The 18,713-nt window shown below is 63.2% G+C and carries 17 protein-coding genes; 12 read left to right on the forward strand and 5 right to left on the reverse strand.

From position 1 onward, the window contains the following. Positions 1-15 precede the first annotated feature (15 nt). Together NKK47_RS09815 and NKK47_RS09820 are read left to right on the forward strand one after the other, a co-directional pair. Positions 16-810, forward strand: a complete 795-nt coding sequence (locus NKK47_RS09815; protein ID WP_023677517.1) for an SDR family oxidoreductase — start codon at positions 16-18, stop codon at positions 808-810. Between the two features lie 474 nt (positions 811-1,284). Beyond that, positions 1,285-2,376, forward strand: coding sequence for a 3-deoxy-7-phosphoheptulonate synthase (locus NKK47_RS09820; RefSeq protein ID WP_352576356.1), 1,092 nt, complete (start codon positions 1,285-1,287; stop codon positions 2,374-2,376). Positions 2,377-2,588: 212 nt separating this feature from the next. Here the strand turns inward: NKK47_RS09820 and NKK47_RS09825 are convergent, their stop codons facing one another. Next, positions 2,589-3,698, reverse strand: a complete 1,110-nt coding sequence (locus NKK47_RS09825; protein WP_352576358.1) for a Gfo/Idh/MocA family protein — start codon at positions 3,696-3,698, stop codon at positions 2,589-2,591. Positions 3,699-3,850: 152 nt separating this feature from the next. Here NKK47_RS09825 and NKK47_RS09830 point away from each other — a divergent pair, with 152 nt between their 5' ends. Then, the gene (locus tag NKK47_RS09830; protein ID WP_352576387.1) at positions 3,851-4,696 is read left to right on the forward strand and encodes a MurR/RpiR family transcriptional regulator; all 846 of its coding nucleotides are present in this window, start codon (positions 3,851-3,853) and stop codon (positions 4,694-4,696) included. Here NKK47_RS09830 and NKK47_RS09835 read toward each other — a convergent pair. After that, the gene (locus NKK47_RS09835) at positions 4,693-5,583 is read right to left on the reverse strand and encodes an AraC family transcriptional regulator (protein ID WP_352576360.1); all 891 of its coding nucleotides are present in this window, start codon (positions 5,581-5,583) and stop codon (positions 4,693-4,695) included. The two genes, NKK47_RS09830 and NKK47_RS09835, sit on opposite strands and share 4 nt — an antisense overlap. A 137-nt stretch (positions 5,584-5,720) precedes the next feature. Between NKK47_RS09835 and NKK47_RS09840 the strand changes: the two genes are divergently transcribed. The 9 genes from NKK47_RS09840 (at position 5,721) to phnN (ending at position 15,186) form a co-directional block, all read left to right on the forward strand. Further along, entirely contained in the window at positions 5,721-6,449 is a 729-nt protein-coding gene (locus NKK47_RS09840) for an SDR family oxidoreductase (RefSeq protein ID WP_352576362.1), read from the forward strand. A gap of 199 nt (positions 6,450-6,648) precedes the next feature. After that, positions 6,649-8,583: a bifunctional 5-dehydro-2-deoxygluconokinase/5-dehydro-2-deoxyphosphogluconate aldolase gene (locus NKK47_RS09845; protein WP_352576364.1), complete on the forward strand. Its 1,935-nt coding sequence runs from the start codon at positions 6,649-6,651 to the stop codon at positions 8,581-8,583. A gap of 34 nt (positions 8,584-8,617) precedes the next feature. Further along, on the forward strand, positions 8,618-10,462 hold the full coding sequence (gene iolD / locus NKK47_RS09850; protein WP_352576366.1) for a 3D-(3,5/4)-trihydroxycyclohexane-1,2-dione acylhydrolase (decyclizing): 1,845 nt from the start codon (positions 8,618-8,620) through the stop codon (positions 10,460-10,462). A 44-nt stretch (positions 10,463-10,506) separates the two neighbouring features. Further along, positions 10,507-11,424 (forward strand): myo-inosose-2 dehydratase, encoded by a 918-nt coding sequence (iolE, locus tag NKK47_RS09855; protein WP_352576368.1) that lies wholly within the window; start codon positions 10,507-10,509, stop codon positions 11,422-11,424. A gap of 27 nt (positions 11,425-11,451) precedes the next feature. Then, on the forward strand, positions 11,452-11,670 hold the full coding sequence (locus NKK47_RS09860) for a DUF3329 domain-containing protein (RefSeq protein WP_352576370.1): 219 nt from the start codon (positions 11,452-11,454) through the stop codon (positions 11,668-11,670). A gap of 2 nt (positions 11,671-11,672) precedes the next feature. Continuing rightward, positions 11,673-12,485 carry a 5-deoxy-glucuronate isomerase gene (gene iolB, locus NKK47_RS09865; protein ID WP_352576372.1) on the forward strand — a complete coding sequence of 271 codons (813 nt, stop codon included), beginning with the start codon at positions 11,673-11,675 and terminating at the stop codon, positions 12,483-12,485. 148 nt (positions 12,486-12,633) lie between these two features. Next, positions 12,634-13,341, forward strand: coding sequence for a DUF1045 domain-containing protein (locus NKK47_RS09870; protein ID WP_352576374.1), 708 nt, complete (start codon positions 12,634-12,636; stop codon positions 13,339-13,341). Between the two features lie 79 nt (positions 13,342-13,420). Then, entirely contained in the window at positions 13,421-14,560 is a 1,140-nt protein-coding gene (locus tag NKK47_RS09875; protein ID WP_352576376.1) for an alpha-D-ribose 1-methylphosphonate 5-triphosphate diphosphatase, read from the forward strand. Next, positions 14,557-15,186, forward strand: coding sequence for a phosphonate metabolism protein/1,5-bisphosphokinase (PRPP-forming) PhnN (gene phnN, locus NKK47_RS09880; protein ID WP_352455997.1), 630 nt, complete (start codon positions 14,557-14,559; stop codon positions 15,184-15,186). The genes NKK47_RS09875 and phnN overlap by 4 nt, the downstream gene beginning before the upstream one ends. 91 nt (positions 15,187-15,277) lie before the next feature. Here phnN and NKK47_RS09885 read toward each other — a convergent pair whose 3' ends face one another. From NKK47_RS09885 to NKK47_RS09895, 3 genes are all read right to left on the reverse strand, one after another. Next, positions 15,278-15,808, reverse strand: a complete 531-nt coding sequence (locus NKK47_RS09885; RefSeq protein ID WP_352472336.1) for a DUF2231 domain-containing protein — start codon at positions 15,806-15,808, stop codon at positions 15,278-15,280. Between the two features lie 153 nt (positions 15,809-15,961). After that, a complete protein-coding gene (locus NKK47_RS09890) occupies positions 15,962-16,957 on the reverse strand; it encodes an ABC transporter permease (protein ID WP_023677502.1) in 996 nt (331 codons plus the stop codon). Positions 16,958-16,980: 23 nt separating this feature from the next. Further along, entirely contained in the window at positions 16,981-18,525 is a 1,545-nt protein-coding gene (locus NKK47_RS09895; protein ID WP_352568572.1) for a sugar ABC transporter ATP-binding protein, read from the reverse strand. Positions 18,526-18,713 lie beyond the last annotated feature (188 nt).

The following is an 18,713-nucleotide window of genomic DNA, read 5'->3' on the forward strand; positions in this document are numbered from 1 at the left end:
CACAGGAGCAAGGCGATGAACGGTTCAGCCGGTCGCAATTCCGAAACACGCGCCATCGTCACCGGCGGCGCACAAGGCATCGGCTTTGCCGTCGCCGAAGCGCTGGCCGATGAGGGCTGCCGGGCGCTGGCGCTGATCGGCCGCTCGCAGGAGAAGGGCGACAAGGCTGTCGCCATCCTCAAGGGGGCAGGCGTCGATGCCATCTTCATCAGCGCCGACGTCTCAAAAGTGGCCGACTGCAAGCGTGCGGTCGAAACGGCGATTGGCCATTTTGGTACCGTCAACGCGCTGGTCAACGCCGCTGCCACCTCGGCTCGCGGCTCGCTGGTCGAGACCTCCGAGGATCTGTTCGACCAGATATTCCAGACCAATGTGCGCGGCCCGTTTTTCCTGATGCAGGGCGTGGTGGCGCATTTGCTGGCGCGCCAGGTACCGGGCTCGATCGTCAACGTGCTGTCGATGTCGGCGCATTGCGGCCAGTCGTTCCTGGCGCCCTATTCGTCGAGCAAGGGAGCGCTGGCGACACTCACCAAGAATGTCGCCAATGCCTATCGCGGCAATCGCATCCGCTGCAATGCGGTGCTGCCCGGCTGGATGGACACCGAGGGCGAGGCGATCGTGCAGAAGAAATGGCACGACGCGCCGGAGGACTGGTTGGAGAAGGCCGAAGCCGCGCAGCCGATGGGCCAATTGGTGAAACCGGCGCAGCTTGCCCGGTTGATCAGCTATATGATCAGCCCGCAGTCCGGCGTCATGACCGGGTCGCTGGTCGACTACGATCAGAGCATCGCCGGGGCGTCACCGGAATAACGCCGGCAAGTCTAGCGGAACGCCGCCCATCACTTCGTCATCCACGGGCAGAGCAAGGAGCGCAGCGACGCGGCGCAGACCCGAGGATCCATGCCGTGACATCTAGGCGTCGCTACAATGCAGAATTTAGTTCCGCAGCACTCCTTGGCCAAGGCAACGGCATGGATCCCAGGGTCTCCGCGACGGAGCTCCGCTCCTGCTTCGCCCTGGGATGACGAAGTTCGGGGGGCTTCAGCCAATCGCGAATGGGCTGGAGTAAACCTCCTCCTCACCAGGCACGTGACAAGCGCATCCGCATCGACTATATCAGCCCTCATGATCAACCTGACCGCCACATATTGGTACTTTATGAGCTCGCTGGCGGCGGGAGGATTGCGCTCGATCTGAAGATTGCAGCAATAACATCCGAACAGCCGCCAGACCTGGCGGCTTTTTTGTTTCAGCCGGCAGGTCTCCCAATCAGGAGCAGAAGCCGTGTTGACGACCACAGACGATCTTCGGGTCAAGGAAATCAGAGAACTGAGCACACCCGACGAGGTGATGCGGGAAATACCGCGCACGCTGACGGCGACGCGCACCGTTGCCGCATCACGCAATGCCATCCATGCCGTGCTGACCGGCGCCGACGATCGGCTGGTGGTCGTCGTCGGCCCCTGTTCGATCCACGACCCGGCCGCCGCCGTAGACTATGCCAGCCGTTTGGCATCGCTGCGTGAAAGCCTGTCGGACCGGCTGGAGATCGTGATGCGGGTTTATTTCGAGAAACCGCGCACGACGGTCGGCTGGAAGGGCCTGATCAACGATCCCGACCTCGACGGCAGCTTCAACATCGACAAGGGTCTGCGGATGGCCCGCAACGTGCTCTCGGCGGTCAACAATCTCGGCCTTCCCTCAGCGACCGAATTCCTCGACATGGCCACCCCGCAATATATTGCCGACCTCGTCGCCTGGGGCGCGATCGGCGCACGCACGACAGAGAGCCAGATCCATCGCGAGCTGGCGTCAGGCCTGTCCTGCCCGGTCGGCTTCAAGAACGGCACCGACGGCAATCTGCGGATTGCCGCCGAAGCCGTGAAGTCCGCCGCCCAGCCGCATCATTTCATGGCGGTGACAAAGGGCGGGCGCAGCGCCATCGCGACGACCACCGGCAACGAGGACTGCCACGTCATCCTGCGCGGCGGTATTGTGCCGAATTATGACGCGGCAAGCATTGCTGCTGCCTGCGCTGAGCTCGGCCGGATCGGCGTGGCGCCGCGGCTGATGATCGATGTCAGCCACGCCAACAGCAGCAAGAAGCCGGAAAACCAGCCGCTGGTGGCGGCTGACATGGCGGGCCAGATCGCGGCGGGCGACGAGCGCATCGTCGGCATCATGATCGAGAGCAACCTCGTCGCCGGCCGGCAGGACGTCGTGCCCGGCAAGCCGCTCGTCTATGGCCAGAGCATCACCGATGGCTGCATCGACTGGGCAACCACCGAGACGGTGCTTTACGGCCTTGCCGACGCCGTCGAGCGGCGCCGGTCGGCGAGACGTGCCATGATCGCCGATCGCCCGGGAGCCGCGTGAGCACTTCTCCTTCTCCCCTTGTGGGAGAAGGTGGATCGGCGCGCAGCGCCGAGCCGGATGAGGGGTGCTGGAAGAAACTCGGCGTAAAATATTGAGGGATTTTAAGCGGTTATTTCTTCGCTGTAGCGATCCGTCCAACACCCCTCATCCGACCGAGCTTCGCTCGGCCACCTTCTCCCACAAGGGGAGAAGGGGAGACCAGCGCGGACTTACTACCGCACCTCCATCCAGCGCTGTTCCGCGAACGAGCGCGCCATCGCGTGTACCGTGCGCTCGATCTCCAGGCCTTCGTCGAAATCGATGATCCGCGCCGGCTTGCCGGCAAGCCGCGTCAACAGCTCCCGGCATTCGATGATCTTGAGATCATTAAAGCCAAGGCCGTGACCGGGCGCCGGCAGGAAGGCGTCATAAGGCTTATGATGCGGCGCCACCAGGATGGTGCGGTAGCCTTGCTCGGTCGGCCGGTCGGCCGTCAGATAGAGTTGGAACTCATTCATCCGCTCCTGGTCGTACAGGATCGAGCCCTTCGAGCCAAAAATCTGGATGGCGATCCGGCCTTTGCGGCCCCAAGCCGAACGGTTGACCAGCAGCGTGCCGGCGATGCCGTTTTCGAGATGCATCAGGATGCTGGCGATGTCGTAGGTCTCGACCGCGCGGCGCCCGCCCGAGGCGACGCGGCGGTCGGCATAGGGTTTGGCCATGTCGCACATGACGCGGGCAACGCGGCCGAACAGTACGGCGATGAGCGACAGCGGGTGCACGGCGAAATCGTCGAGCGCGCCGTAGCCGGACGCCGCCTCGTGCTTCCAGAAGAACAGCGCCTCCGGATCGGCCATGAAGTCCTCGTCCATCTCGATACGCAGATGGTTGACCTCGCCGATGATCTTCTCGTCGAGCAGCGCGCCGATATGGCGGATCGCTGGGTTCTGAATATAGTTATAGCCGAGCGCGGCGACCTTGCCGGACTTTTGGGCCGCCGCGGCCATTGCTTTCGCCTCGGCGAAGCTCGGCGCCATCGGTTTTTCACACCACAGATGCTTGCCGGCTTCGAGGATGGCGATGGCCATTTCCGGGTGGAACTGGTTCGGCGTGGTCAGCGAAACGACATCGACTTCCGGGTCGTCGACGACGGCGCGCCAGTCACCGGACGCCTTGGCGAAGCCGAATTCGCTGGCACGGCGTTTGGCAAGATCCTCGTTGACCTCGCCCAGATGGACCAGCCTTGGCTTGGCCACATCGGGAAAGACGGTGCCGACCGCGTTCCAGGCAATGGCGTGGCACTTGCCCATGAAACCCGTGCCGATAAGACCTGCCCCGACCATCCGCTTGCCTCCCTGTGTGCAAAATTGTGTGGATGAATTAGTCCATTTTGTCTGCAGATGGAACGCTTGTCTCATTTTTTATGGTGTTCTTGCACAGGCCCGCTATGATGGGGCACAGAGGGAACCAGACGATGAGCCTGGGCGGAGCGACGATGGACGAACGGGTGCCGCGCGATTTCGAGACGCTGCGGGCGACGATCCTGGAGCGGCGCCACAGCCTGCCGAAACGTATCGCCCAGATCGCCGCCTATGCGCTCGACAACCCAGACGATATCGCCTTCGGCACCGCTGCCAGCATCGCCGCTTCCGCCGGTGTCCAGCCTTCGACCCTGATCCGCTTTGCCCAGCAGCTTGGTTTTGATGGTTTCACCAGCCTGCAGTTGGTATTTCGCGAGCGCCTGCGCGAGCGCAACTCATCCTATGATGAAAGGCTGGCGGCATTGCGCGCCAAGGCCGAGGAAGGCGCCGGCCACCGCGCGATTTTCGACGGTTTTGTTGCCGCAGCCAGTACCTCGCTCAACGACATTTCGCGCACGCTGAATGAAGACCATTTCGAAGATGCGATCACCGTGTTGGCCAAGGCCGAAACCATTTACGTGCTGGCCAAGCGGCGCTCCTACCCGGTCGCCTCCTATATCGCCTATGCATTGGGCAAGCTCAAGATCCGCAACCAGCTGATCGAATCGGCCGCCGGCCTCAATGCAGAGATGATCGGCTTTGCCTCTCCAAGGGACGCCGTGATCGCCATCAGCTTTTCGCCCTATGCCCCGGCCACCATCGAGGAGGCGCGCGTCATTTCGGAGCAAGGGGTGCCGATCGTGGCGATTACCGACAGCTCCTTTTCGCCACTCGCCCAATTCGCCAGGGTCTGGTTCGAGGTCGCCGAGGCCGATTTCGCCGGCTTCCGCTCGCTGTCGGCGACGATGGCTTTGGCTATGGCGCTGACCGTCGCGGTCGGCGAGAAGCCGCGCGATACTGGCAAGAAGCGCAAGCCTTAGATCACCTCTATTGCGGTTTCGCCTTCTGCCGAAAGCCGCGCTGCGTCGCGGGCAGGCGGCGACCCGAACTGGCGGGCATACTCCCGGCTGAACTGGGAAGCACTCTCATAGCCGACGGCGAAGGCGACACGTGCGACGTTGCCCGGCTGGGCAATCAGCAGATGGCGGGCTTCCAGCAAGCGGATTTGCTTTTGATACTGGATTGGGCTCATGGCCGTCGCCGCCTTGAAGTGACGATAAAACGCAGCGCTGCTCATACGGGCAATCTCGGCCAGATCGCCGACCCGGACCGGCTGATGGGGATGCGAACGGATCCAGGCGATCGCCCGGCCAATCCGGGACAGATGGCCATCGGCGCGCGCAAGTTCACGAAGCTTTCCGCCTTGGGGGCCTTGCAGGAGCCGAAACAGCATCTCTCGCTCGATCATGGTCGCGAGCACGGGAATCTCCGCTGGCCGGTCAAGCAGCCGCATCATTCGACGCAACGCGTCGAGCAGATCGTCATCAGCGGGAGAGGTGGAGAAACTGTCGCCACTGAGGGCCGGCGCGTGCTCGACGAGGAGCGCGGCGACGGCCTGCAGGTCAAGGGTCAAGCCAATGGCCAGGTAAGGACGCGCCGCGCTCGCTTCGATTATCTGGCTGATGGTGGGCGTCTCGACAGTATAGATGAAATAGCTGGCCGGATTGTAACGAAGAGCCCGGTCGCCGATCAGAACCGTCTTCGCGCCCTGCAGTACGAATAAGATCCCCGCCCCCCACACCCCTGGCATTGTCGCCGTGGCGACTTCGCTGCGGCCTATCGAAACGCGGGGAACCGCCGTTCTTGTTCGTCGCCCGCGCGCATGGCGGCTGGCGATCTCGATCAACTCCTGCAGCGCTTCGCTCATTGCGCCAGCATCGCGCATTCGCACCGGCGGCGCAACAGCGTGAGAGGATTAGGCAAGAGCGGAGAATTTCCGGCGCGCAACGCCCGCTGCCTCGCACCATTTGTGGGTCTTCCACAAGAAAAATGGAGACACCGATTATGAGAACATCGAAAAGCGCGCTGGTGACCGGCGCCAACAAGGGTATAGGCCGTGAAATCGCCCGGCGACTGGCGACCATGGGCTTCAAGGTCTGGCTCGGCGCCAGGAGCGCCGAACGCGGCATGGCGGCGGCGCAGGCATTGCGCGCCGAAGGCCTCGACGTGGAGTGGCTTGAGCTGGACGTCACGCGGGATGACAGTGTGAAGGCGGCAGCCGAGGCATTCAGGCAGGCCAGCCCCTGCCTCGACGTGCTGGTGAACAACGCCGGCGTCGCCATCAATTACGACCTGCCGCCGAGCCAGCAGCGGATCGCCGACATCCAGGCCACCTACGACGTCAATGTCTTCGGCCCGATCCGCGTGACCCAGGCATTCCTGCCGCTGCTGCTAGCAGCACCTGCTGCCCGGATCGTGATGGTGAGCAGCTCCACCGGGTCCATCGGCCGGGCGCTCGATCCCGCCACTACGAACCACGCCGTTAACATGATGGGCTACGGCAGCTCCAAGACAGCCTTGAATGCCATCACGGTGGCGTTCGCCAGGGAGCTCGCGCCCCAAGGCATCAAGGTCAACGCCGCGGCGCCCGGCTACACTGCCACCGATCTCAACGGGTATAAAGGTCACCGCACGGTGCAGCAGGCGGCCGAGATCGTCATTCACCTGGCGACCCTGGACGCCGATGGCCCGACCGCCGGGTACTTCAACGATGATGGCCCGCTTCCTTGGTAAATCAGCTGGTTTCAGTGGTAGACACTTGACGTTCGTCTGACTTCAAAGTTTCTGAACGCGCGAGCCTTGCACAGCACTTTTCAGCCTTGGGAATGCTCGTTCCATATTGACTATGGATTGGAATTATTATTTCATATTGCCGGCGCCACGCTGCCGCTCGCGCGTGTTACCCAATACAACAAGCCGATGGGAGGTTCGAATGGGCGAAGCCGTGGAAGCGAGACATGCGCCGCTCGACATCATCACCATCGGCCGCGCTTCCGTCGATCTCTATGGTCAGCAGATCGGCTCGCGCCTCGAGGACATTACTTCCTTTGCCAAGTCGGTCGGCGGCTGTCCGGCCAATATCGCGGTCGGTACTGCCAGGCTCGGCCTGCGCTCGGCGCTGCTCACCCGCGTCGGCAATGAGCAGATGGGCCGCTTCATCCGCGAGCAGCTGACCCGCGAGGGCGTTTCGGTCCAAGGCCTCAAGACCGATCCGGAGCGGCTGACCGCCCTGGTGCTGCTGTCGGTCGAGGATGAAGGCGTCTCGCCGATGATCTTCTATCGCAGCGATTGCGCTGACATGGCGCTTTCGAAAGACGATATCGATGAGGCGTTTATCGCTTCGGCACGCGCGGTCGTCGTCACCGGCACGCATTTTTCACGGCCCAACAGCGACGCCGCCCAGCGCAAGGCGATCCGTGTCATGAAAGCCAAGGGCGGCAAGGTGGTGTTCGACATCGACTACCGCCCCAACCTCTGGGGTCTCGCCGGCCACGCCGAAGGCTTCGAGCGCTATGTGAAATCCGACCGCGTCTCGGCGCAGTTGAAGACGGTGCTGCCCGATTGCGATCTCATCGTCGGCACCGAAGAGGAAATCATGATCGCCTCGGGCGCAGACGATTGCCTGAGCGCGCTGAAAACCATCCGCTCGCTGTCGGCGGCAACCATCGTGCTGAAACGCGGCGCCATGGGCTGCATCGTCTATGACGGGCCGATCAGCGACGACCTCGAGGACGGTATCGTCGGCAAGGGATTTCCAATCGAGGTCTACAATGTGCTCGGCGCCGGCGACGCCTTCATGTCGGGCTTCCTGCGCGGCTGGCTCGGCGAGGAAGGCCTGGCGACGGCGGCGACCTGGGCCAATGCCTGCGGCGCCTTTGCCGTATCGCGGCTGCTCTGCGCACCGGAATACCCGACTTTCGAGGAATTGCAGTTCTTCCTGAAAAACGGCAGCAAGCATCTGGCGCTGCGCAAGGACGAGGCGATCAATCACATCCATTGGGCGACCACGCGCCGGCGCGACATCCCCTCGCTGATGGCGTTCGCCTGCGACCACCGCGTCCAGCTGGAGGATGTCGCGGCAAAAGCCGGCGCCGATCCGTCGCGAATCCCAGCTTTCAAGGTGTTGACGGTCAAGGCTGCGGCCAAGGTCGCGGCTGGCCGCGCCGGCTACGGCATGCTGCTCGACGAAAAATACGGACGCGAGGCGATGTTCGAATTCGCCCACCATTCCTTCGCCTGGCTCGGCCGGCCGGTCGAGTTGCCGGGTTCGCGGCCGCTTCGCTTCGAGTTCTCGCAAGACATAGGTTCGCAACTGACCGAATGGCCGGTCGACCACTGCATCAAGTGCCTGTGCTTCTATCATCCCGACGATCCCGCCGCGCTGAAGAGCGAACAGCAGCAGAAACTGCGCGCTTTGTTCGAGGCCGCGCGGAAAGTGGGCAGAGAACTTCTGGTCGAGATCATCGCCGGCAAGCACGGCAGGCTCGACGACATGACCATCCCGCGCGCGCTCGAGGAACTCTACGCACTCGGCATCAAGCCCGATTGGTGGAAGCTCGAACCGCAGGCATCGGCCGGCGCATGGGCAAAGATCGAGGCGGTGATCCTGAAGAACGATCCGTGGTGCCGCGGGATTGTGCTGCTTGGCCTCGAAGCGCCGCAGGACGAATTGGAAGCGGCCTTTGCTGCCACCGCCAAGGCGTCTATCGTCAAGGGCTTTGCCGTCGGCCGCACCATCTTCATCAACGCGGCCGAACAATGGCTTGCCGGCAAGATGTCAGACGATGAAGCGGTTGCCGACATGGCATCTCGCTTCGAGAGACTGACCAAGGCATGGCTTGCGGCGCGCGGCCGCAAAGCAGCATAAGAAGGCGCGGCATAAGGACTGCGGAGGAATCGACATGACCAAGACAATCCGCCTGACGATGGCGCAGGCGCTGACCCGCTTTCTTGCTCGACAGATGACCGAGATGGACGGGAAGAAAATGCCGATCTTCGGCGGCGTCTGGGCGATCTTCGGCCACGGCAATGTCGCCGGCGTCGGCGAGGCGCTCTACCAGGTTCGCGACGAACTGCCGACCTTCCGTGCCCATAACGAGCAGGCAATGGCGCATGCGGCGATCGCCTACGCCAAGGCCAATTTCCGCCGTCGCTTCATGGCCGCGACCAGTTCGATCGGCCCCGGCGCGCTCAACATGGTGACCGCTGCGGCACTTGCGCATGTAAACAGGTTGCCTGTCCTGTTTCTGCCCGGCGACGTCTTCGCCAATCGCATTCCCGATCCCGTCCTGCAGCAGGCCGAGGATTTTTCCGACGGCACGGCGACGGTCAATGACTGCCTCCGCCCGGTGTCGCGCTATTTCGACCGCATCACGCGGCCGGAGCAGATCATGCCGGCGCTCAACCGCGCCATGCAGGTGCTGACCGATCCCGCCGAATGCGGCCCGGTGACGCTGGCGCTGTGCCAGGACGTGCAGGCCGAGGCCTATGACTACCCCGAGAGTTTCTTTGCCGAGCGACTCTGGACGCCGCGACGGCAGCGCCCGGACCGCAACGAACTGGCGGCCGCAGTCGCGGTACTCAAAGCGGCGAAAAAGCCGCTGGTGATCGCGGGCGGCGGCGTACTCTATTCGCAGGCGTCCGAGGAGTTGGCAAAACTGGTGCAAGGCGCCGGCATTCCAGTTTGTGAGACGCAAGGCGGCAAATCCTCGCTCCCGGACGATCATCCGTTGAACATGGGCGCGGTCGGCGTTACCGGCACTTCGGCGGCCAACAGACTGGCCGAAGAGGCCGACGTCGTGCTTGCCGTCGGCACCAGACTGCAGGATTTCACCACCGGCTCCTGGGCATTGTTCAAGCATACCGGCAGGACCATCATCGGGCTCAACGTGCAGCCTTTTGACGCCGGAAAGCACCAGGCGCTGCCGCTGGTCGCCGATGCGGTGGAAGGGCTCGCCGAACTCGCTGCGGCGCTGAAAGGCTGGAAAGCCCCTTCAGGCTGGACCGTCAATGCGATCACGGGCAAGAAGAACTGGCAAGCGGATGCCGACAAGGTGACGGCGTCGACCAATGCCGCCTATCCGTCCGACGCGCAAGTGATCGGCGCAGTACAGCGCGCCATGGGCTCCGGCGTGGTACTGCTTCATGCCGCCGGCGGCTTGCCCGGCGAATTGCACAAGCTATGGCAGGCGGGCGCGCCCGGCTCCTATCACGCAGAATACGGCTTCTCGACAATGGGCTATGAAATCGCCGGCGGGCTTGGCGTCAAGATGGCCAAGCCGGACGAAGAGGTCGTCGTGATGATCGGCGACGGCTCCTACCTGATGCTCAATTCCGAGATCGCGACCTCGATGATGCTCGGTCTCAAGCTGACCATCGTGCTGCTCGACAACCGCGGCTATGGCTGCATCAACCGGTTGCAGATGGCGACCGGCGGCGCCAACTTCAACAATCTGCTGAAGGACGCCCGTCACGAAACCTTGCCCGAGATCGACTTCGCCGCGCATGCTGCGAGCATGGGTGCGATTGCCGAAAAAGTGCCATCGATCGCCGGGCTGGAAACGGCGCTGGCGCAAGCGAAGAAGAACACGCGAACGACGGTGCTGGTCATCGACACCGACCCGCTGGTTTCAACCGAAGCCGGCGGAAGCTGGTGGGATGTCGCCGTGCCGGAAGTCTCGGCACGGCCGCAAGTGAACGCGGCGCGCAAGAAATATGAGGAAGCGCTGAGCGGGCGGGCTCTTTAAGCCCTCCGCGAACGCGCTCGAATGTCTGAAACCGGAGTGACGACTTGAAAGCCAAACTGGGCATGTCCCCCATTGCATGGTGGAACGACGATCTTGCCGAACTCAGCGATGATGTGTCGCTGGAGGAATGCTTGGCGCAGTCGCGTTCGGCGGGCTTCACCGGCATGGAAATGGGCCGCCGCTTTCCCAACGATCCGCAAATCATGCTGCCGATCCTGAAAGAGGCCGACGTGACGCTTTGCGGCGGCTGGTTCTCGGGGACGCTGATCGACGAAGACATGGCGAAGAACAAGGATCGTATCCAGCCGATGATCGACCTGTTCAAGGCGGTGAACGCGCCATGTATCGTCTATGGTGAAGTCGGCCGCTCCATCCAGGGCGACCGCTCGAAGCCGCTCGCCAGCAAGCCCAGGCTTTCGGACGAGGAAATGAAAGCCTACGCCCGGCGGCTCACGCAGTTCGGCGAATGGTGTGCAGAGCAAGGCATGCCGCTCTCCTACCATCATCATATGGCGGCAGTAGTTGAGACCGAGCCAGAGCTAGATGCCTTCATGCGCTATTCGGGAGAAGGCATTCCATTGCTGCTCGACGCGGGTCACCTGGCCTTTGCCGGCGGCGATGTGCTGCGCGCTATTGATAACCACCACCCGCGCATCAACCATGTGCATGTGAAAGATGTGCGCATGGAGGTGATCGCGGGACTGGATCGCGAGAAGCAATCGTTCCTCGACGCGGTGGCACTTGGCGCCTTCACCGTGCCGGGAGATGGCTCGCTGGATTTTGGCGCCATCGTCCAGAGGCTCGCCGACCATGGCTATGAAGGCTGGTTCGTGGTCGAGGCCGAGCAGGATCCGAAGAAGAACCCGCCGCTCAAGATGGCGCAGGTCGGCTACAAGGAATTGATGCGGGCTATGACGGCGGCCGGCTATACGGTGGAGACACAGGGCTTTCCCAATGCTTGAGAGTTCGCGAGGAAAGGTGTTGATCCGATGAAAGACTCCGAGCACCCGTTTTTCCGACCGCTGTGGCGGCGCGTCGCCGTTGTCGCGGTCTGCCTGGTCTGGTCGGTGATCGAATTCGCCACCGGCACGCCGTTCTGGGGCGTGATGGCGCTCGGCTTCGCCGGCTATGCCGTCTGGCAGTTTTTCTACCTCTACAAGCCGGCTGACGAGGACGAGCCATCGGCAGACGCCAAACCGAAGGAATGACCATGTCTAAGCTGCTCGTCAAAGCCAATAATGGCCACGGCCGCGTCGCTCATGTGACGCCGCAAAACGCCGGCTGGACCTATGTCGGCTTCGATCTGCATCGGCTCAGGCCCGGCGAGAGCGCTTCCGGGCAAACCGCGGATCGTGAGGTCTGCCTGGTGTTCGTCACCGGCAAGGGCAAGGCCAAAGCCGGCGGCAAGGATCTCGGCCTGCTGGGCGAACGCATGTCGCCGTTCGAAGGCAAGCCTTGGTCGGTCTATGTGCCGCAGGGGTCGGAGTGGTCGGTGAGCGCCGATACCGATCTCGAACTTGCCGTCTGTTCGGCGCCAGGACTGGGCGGCGGTCTGCCGGTCCGTGTCATCGCGCCCGACGATCTCGGCCAGGAGGTTCGCGGCAAAGGCACCAACACGCGCTACGTCACCAACATCCTGCCGGAAGGCAAGCCGGCCGATTCCTTGCTGGTGGTTGAGGTCATCACACCCGGCGGCCACACATCGAGCTATCCGCCGCACAAGCACGACCAGGACAATCTGCCGGCTGAATCCTATCTCGAGGAGACCTATTACCACCGTCTCAACCCGCCACAGGGCTTTGCTTTCCAGCGCGTCTACACCGATGCCGACGAGAACGGTGCTCGTTCGCTCGACGAGGCGATGGCGATCGAGGACGGCGACGTCGTGCTGGTCCCCAAGGGTTATCACCCCTGCGCAGCCTGCCACGGCTATGATCTCTATTATCTCAACGTCATGGCCGGACCGAAGCGGACGTGGAAATTCCACAACGCGCCCGAGCACGAATGGCTGATGAAGGCCTAACCACTTCCCCTTCGCCCCAACCGCTGGTCCAAGCGAAAAATCGTCGGCTAACGACCCGGCTGTGTGGTTTTGTTACCGAAAACGCCGCAAAGCTTCGTCAATTCGTCATGGAAATCACCTATGGCAGCGGGGCTGACGAGGACTTTCGATGCGCTACGCGATCTATTTCACCCCCCGACAAGACGAACCGCTGGCACGGATCGCCGCCAACTGGCTCGGCCGCGACCCATTCGGTGCCGCCACAAAGCCGGTCGAGGCTGCGGGCGAGTTGTCCGCGGCAGAAGTTGCCTTCCATACCGCCTCGGCGCGCCGCTATGGCTTTCATGCGACACTGAAGGCGCCCTTCAGACTGGCCTCCAACGAGACGGAAACGTCGCTTCGTGCAGCACTCGACGATTTTGCCGAGGCGACGCCGGTGGTTACGATCCCGCGCCTCGTCGTCGCCCAGATCGACGGCTTCTTCGCGCTGTTGCCGGAAGCACCGCTGCCGGCGCTCAACCGCTTCGCCGACGACGTGGTGCGTGACTTCGACCGCTTCCGCGCGCCGTTGACGGAAGCCGAGATCGAACGGCGCAGCCCCGATTCGCTGAAGCCCGACGAGTTCCGCAATCTCTGCCAGTGGGGCTATCCCTATGTCTTCGAGACGTTTCGCTTCCATATGACGCTGTCCGGCCGGGTGTCGTCACAGGAAAGCCCTCGTCTTCGCCTAGCAATCGACAGCCTGTTTGCGGACGTGCTGCAACGGCCGGTGGCGGTGGACGCGCTGACGCTGTTTGTGGAAACTGAACCGGGCGCACCGTTCATGGTGCTGTCCCATCACGCGCTCGGGCGCCGCCCGGCCAGAAGAACTGCCTAAATGACTATTTGCTTTAACCGCATGGTGCGACGCCAATTCATTTTCAATTGGCCGCAAAATGCTGCAAGGACTGCCTGAAATGACCGCCGAGACCGTTCTTGACAATGCCCGCATCGTGCTCGCCGACCAGATCGTCGAAGGGTCGATCGTGCTGCGCGATGGGGTGATCGCCGCCATCGATCCCGGCGCTGGCCGCAGCGGCGAGGACATGGGCGGCGACTTCATCATCCCTGGCCTGGTCGAGCTCCACACCGATCATCTCGAAGGCCATTACGCGCCACGGCCGAAAGTGCGCTGGAACCCGATCGCCGCGGTGCTCGCCCATGACGCGCAGGTGGCGACCGCCGGCATCACCACCGTGCTCGACGCCTTGCGTGTCGGCATGGACGAGGATGCCGACCTGACGGCCGCCGACATACGCAAGCTGGCCGACGCGATCGAGGACAGCGTGCAGCAGGACCGGCTCAGGGCCGACCATTTCCTCCATCTGCGTTGCGAGGTTTCGGCGCCGGACTGCCTCACGGCCTTCGCCAATTTCGACGGCGACGAGCGGGTCAGGCTGGCGTCGCTGATGGACCATGCGCCCGGACAGCGCCAGTTCGTCAATTTGGAAACCTACGCCTATTACTACCAGCGCAAGCTGAAGCTGACCGATCGCGATTTCCAGAAATTCTGCGAAAAGCGGATGGCGGAATCGGCGAGGAATTCGAGCCCGAACCGCAGCTTCATCGCCGCTGCCTGCCAAGAGCGCGGCATCGTGCTCGCCAGCCATGACGACGCAACCGTCGGCCATGTCGACGAAGCGATCGAGCAAGGTGTGCGCGTCGCCGAGTTCCCGACCACTGAGGAGGCGGCGCGGGCTTCAAAAGAGGCAGGGCTCGGCGTATTGATGGGCGCGCCGAACGTCATGCGCGGCGCGTCGCATTCGGGCAATGTCTCGGCCCGCACGCTGGCCGGCGATGGCCTGCTCGATATCCTGTCGTCGGACTACATTCCGTTCAGTCTGATCCAGTCAGCCTTCTTCCTCGGCGACGTGGTCGAGGGCATTTCCTTGCCACAGGCGGTGGCGATGGTCTCGAAGAATCCGGCCGAGGCGGTCGGCCTCACCGATCGCGGTGTCATCGAGCCCGGCCGGCGCGCCGATCTGGTTCGCGTGCGCGTCGACGACCATGTCCCGGTCGTCCGCACGGTCTGGCGGCAGGGACGCCGAGTCGCATGATGGTGTCGGCATCGGTCGAGCGTGAATTGTCCGCTACGGGATTTCCGATCCGCGACGGTGTCTTCGTCGCCGTCGTCGGGCCGAGCGGTGCCGGCAAGGACACGGTGATCGGCTATGCGCGCGCCGTGTTTGCCGACGAGAGCCGGCTGGAGTTCGTGCGCCGGGTGATCACCCGGCCGAGCGATGCGGCCACCGAGGATCACGATACGCTAGCCGATGCTGCCTTCGTCGAGGCCGAAGCGGATGGCGCCTTCGCCATTTCCTGGGAGGCGCATGGCCTGCGCTACGGCATCCCGGCCGAAGTCGACTGGTCAGTCTCCAACGGCCGTGTCGCGATCGCCAACGTCTCGCGCGCGATCATCCCGGCGCTGCGGGAGCGCTACGCCAATCTGGCTATCGTCGAGATCACGGCTACACCGGAGATCCTGGCCGAGCGGCTGGCATTGCGCGGTCGCGAGTCGCGCGGCGAAGTGCTGGCACGGCTGGCGCGCAGTGCCAATGTGGCGCTGTCCGGACCGGGTGTCACCTCGATCGACAATAGCGGCCCTCGTGAAGCCGCCGGCGAGCGCTTCGCCGAGGTGCTGCGCAAGGCCATGGCCTTCTCCGACATGTCGGGCCTTATCTAAAGTAGCGCCCATCCGATGCATTCGGTATGGGCGCTACTTGTCTAACCGATATCTTTTTGGAAACCGGTATCCACTTTTCGGGATTATGGCCTCATGCGGCGTGCCGGTCCCGACCAGCGTGACGAGTATCCGTGGCAGTGGTTGTCGAAGGCTTCGCTGGCGCATCCGCTGGTGTATCCAGAACTGCAACGTGGTGCCGATACACCATCTCCCAGCCCTTCCAGCCGGTGAACAGCAGTATGCAGACCACTATGAACGACAAGAGCGCACCCCATGGGCGGACCGCGGCTTCGGCGCCTTGCGCATAGCGAAGGTAGAAATTGATCAGTGCCACAACGACCGCGGTCAAGTTGCCCAGCATGTGGTACCAGGCGTCGGACAAGGCGCGAATGCGCGGCTCGTTGAGGAAGTCGATAAAACCGGCTGTCGCAGCGAGAAGGGCCATTACTATGGCTGCCCCGATCAGCCACATCGATGCTCGTGCCCAGAAGGCATCGGCAGTCCCCCAGAAAACCAGGTCGGTGACAAACGCACCGACAAGAAACGCGACAGGAAAAGGTATCAGCATCGGGTGGAGGGGGTGAGTTCCTACTTTGGCGGTACTAACTGGATTCGTGGGCATGGAACGCCTCCGCGCAGCAAAGCTTAAATAAACGCTCAGATACGGGTTTCGTTCCAAATAGAGACCGACCTGAACTGCTGTCGCGAAGCTCCGGCTGACTCTTTCACGCCACCTGCCATGGCAGTCGGCGTATTTCATCCAGCTATTTTTGCGTCACTCAGCGGCAGCACCCGCCACGCCCTTGCGTGTGGCTTCCAGCATCCGCCGCCGCGCCCTGAACACGCCCCATTGCTGGTCGACCAGCACGCCGATGAGGATCACCCCGCCCATGACGGCGAAGTTGAGCGAGGACGGGATGCCGAGCAGGTTGACGAGGTTCTGCAGCTCCTGCAGCAGCACGGTGCCGAGCAGGACGCCGATCAGCGAGCCTTCGCCGCCACGCAGCGAGAAGCCGCCGAGCACCGCGGCCGCGATGGCATAGAGCTCGTAGAACTGGCCGTGGCTCGCCGGCGAGATCGAGCGTGTGTACATGGCGAAATAGATAGCTGACAGCGCCGTCAGCACGCCGCAGATGACATAGGCGGCCATGACGATGCGGCCGGTGCGGATGCCGGAATATTTTGCCGCTTCCTCGTTCTTGCCGATGGCATAGAGATAGCGCCCGAACACCGACCGGTGCAGCACCACCCACATGACGACGGCGATGACGATCAGTGCGATGAAGCTGTTCGGCACGCCCCAGGACCGCCCCGCCGTCAGGAACTCGAGTTCCGGGAAGTTCTGTCCGAAGGCAAAGCCGGCGGTGCCGTCGGCGGTGTAGAAGCGCGCCACGCCGCGATAGATCAACAGGCCGCACAAAGTCACCACGAAAGGCTGCAATTTGAGCCGGGTGATCAGCCAGCCATGCGCCAGCCCGATGATGCCGCCGAGCACCAGGATCAGCGGCAGGGCGACCGGCCAGGCCATGCCGCGCGTGGCGATGAAGTCGATGAACAGCACGCCGAGCAGCGCAACCACCGAGCCGACCGACAATTCGATGCCACCGGTGATGATGACGAAGGCTTGGCCAATCGACAGGATGCCGAACAACCCGATCAGGTTCGAGGTGTTGGCGAGATTGATCGGCAGCAGGAAGCGTGGGTTGATGATCGCCACCACCGCGCCGACCACCAGGATCAGGATCAGCAGGCCGAGATCTTTCTTGCTCATCGTCTTCTCCCAATGCCTGCGAACTACTTCGGCTGCTTGCCGACCGCCAGCAGCAGCACGTTTTCCTGGCTGAACCGGTCCTTGTCGAGAATGCCGGAGATCTGGCCTTCATGCATGACGGCGATACGGTCGGAAACGCCGATCACCTCCTCCATGTCGCTGGAGATCATCAGCACGGCGACGCCGGCATCGGCCAACGCCCGCATCAGCCCGTAGATCTCGGCCTTGGCGCCGATGTCGATGCCGCGGGTCGGCTCGTCGAGGATCATCACCTTCGGCTTCATCGCCAGCCATTTGGCCAGCACGACCTTTTGCTGGTTGCCGCCCGACAGCGTGCCGGTGCGCGTCTGGACGGAGGGCGCCCTGATGCCGAGATTGGTCTTCTGCTTCTCGGCGGTGGCGGATTCCGCGCCGGCCGAGACCAGCGAGCGCCGCGAATGCGCCGGCAGATTGGGCAGCGAGATGTTCTGGGCAATCGACAGGTCGAGCAGGATGCCGGTCAGCTTGCGATCCTCGGGGACGAGGAAAATACCGTTGGCCACTGCGTCCGCAGCCGAACCTAGAACCAGATCTTTTCCGTCAAGCTGGAACGAGCCGCCAAAGCTCTTGTCGATGCCGAACAGGACGCGCGCCAGCTCCGTCCGGCCGGAGCCGACGAGACCGGCGAGGCCGAGGATCTCGCCATGCCTGACATCGAGGTCGACGGGCCGGTCGGGATAGGCAGCGGTGCGAATGGCCTTGACCGACAGCGCGACAGAGCCCGGCGGGCGCGCCGATTCCGCGGCCTTCTCGCGCTCCTTCAGCATGCGGCCGATCATCAGCTTGACCATCTGGTCGTGATTGATGGCGCTCTTCGGCAAGGTTCCGGCGAGCATGCCGTCCCTGAGCACGACGACGCGGTCGGCGACGCGCTCGACCTCGTGCAGGCGGTGCGAGATGAAAATGACGCTGATGCCGTCTGCCTTCAGCGCCTTGATGACACCGAGCAGCTTGTCGGTTTCGGCGATCGGCAGGCTCGATGTCGGTTCGTCGAGGATGACCAGCCGCGCCTTGATCGACAGCGCCTTGGCGATCTCGACCATTTGCTGCTGGGCCAGCGACAGCGCCGACACCGGAGTATCGGCCGAGAAATTGGCGCCCACGCGTTTGAGCAGCGGCGCCGCCAGCGCTCGCAGCCTGGCGCGGTCGACCAGCCTGAACGGGCCGGCGCGCAGCGGTTCGCGGCCGAAGAAGATATTGGCGGCGACGTCGAGGTTCTCGAACAGGTTGAGTTCCTGGTGGACGAAGGCGATGCCCGAACCGATGCTGGCCTCGACGGTCAGACTGTCATGGGCGACCCCATCGACGGTGATGGTGCCGGTGTCCGGCCGGGTCACGCCGCCGAGGATCTTCATCAGCGTCGATTTGCCGGCGCCGTTTTCGCCGACCAGGCCGATGACCTCGCCGGGCCTGACCTCGATCGAGAACCCGTCCAGCGCGACAACGCCGGGATAGGTCTTGCGCACGCCGTCGAGGCTCAGGAACGGAGCGGCCGTGGATGCAACGATGGATGGATCGGAATAATTCATCACGCCTGACAGCAGCCGGTGAGCCGTTTTGGCCTCAGACTGACGGGCCTTGCGAGGCGCGTCAATAGAATCGCCGGGGGCCGGGGCACCCCTTGCCCCGCCGGCCGTATTGGGGGGCGTTGGCGACAAAGCCCGTTGGGTTGGGGGCGTTGCGGGGGCAGAGGGCGGTGGGGTTATGATTGGGGAGG

It is taken from the genome of Mesorhizobium sp. M0019 (assembly GCF_040323975.1).
Lineage (GTDB): Bacteria > Pseudomonadota > Alphaproteobacteria > Rhizobiales > Rhizobiaceae > Mesorhizobium.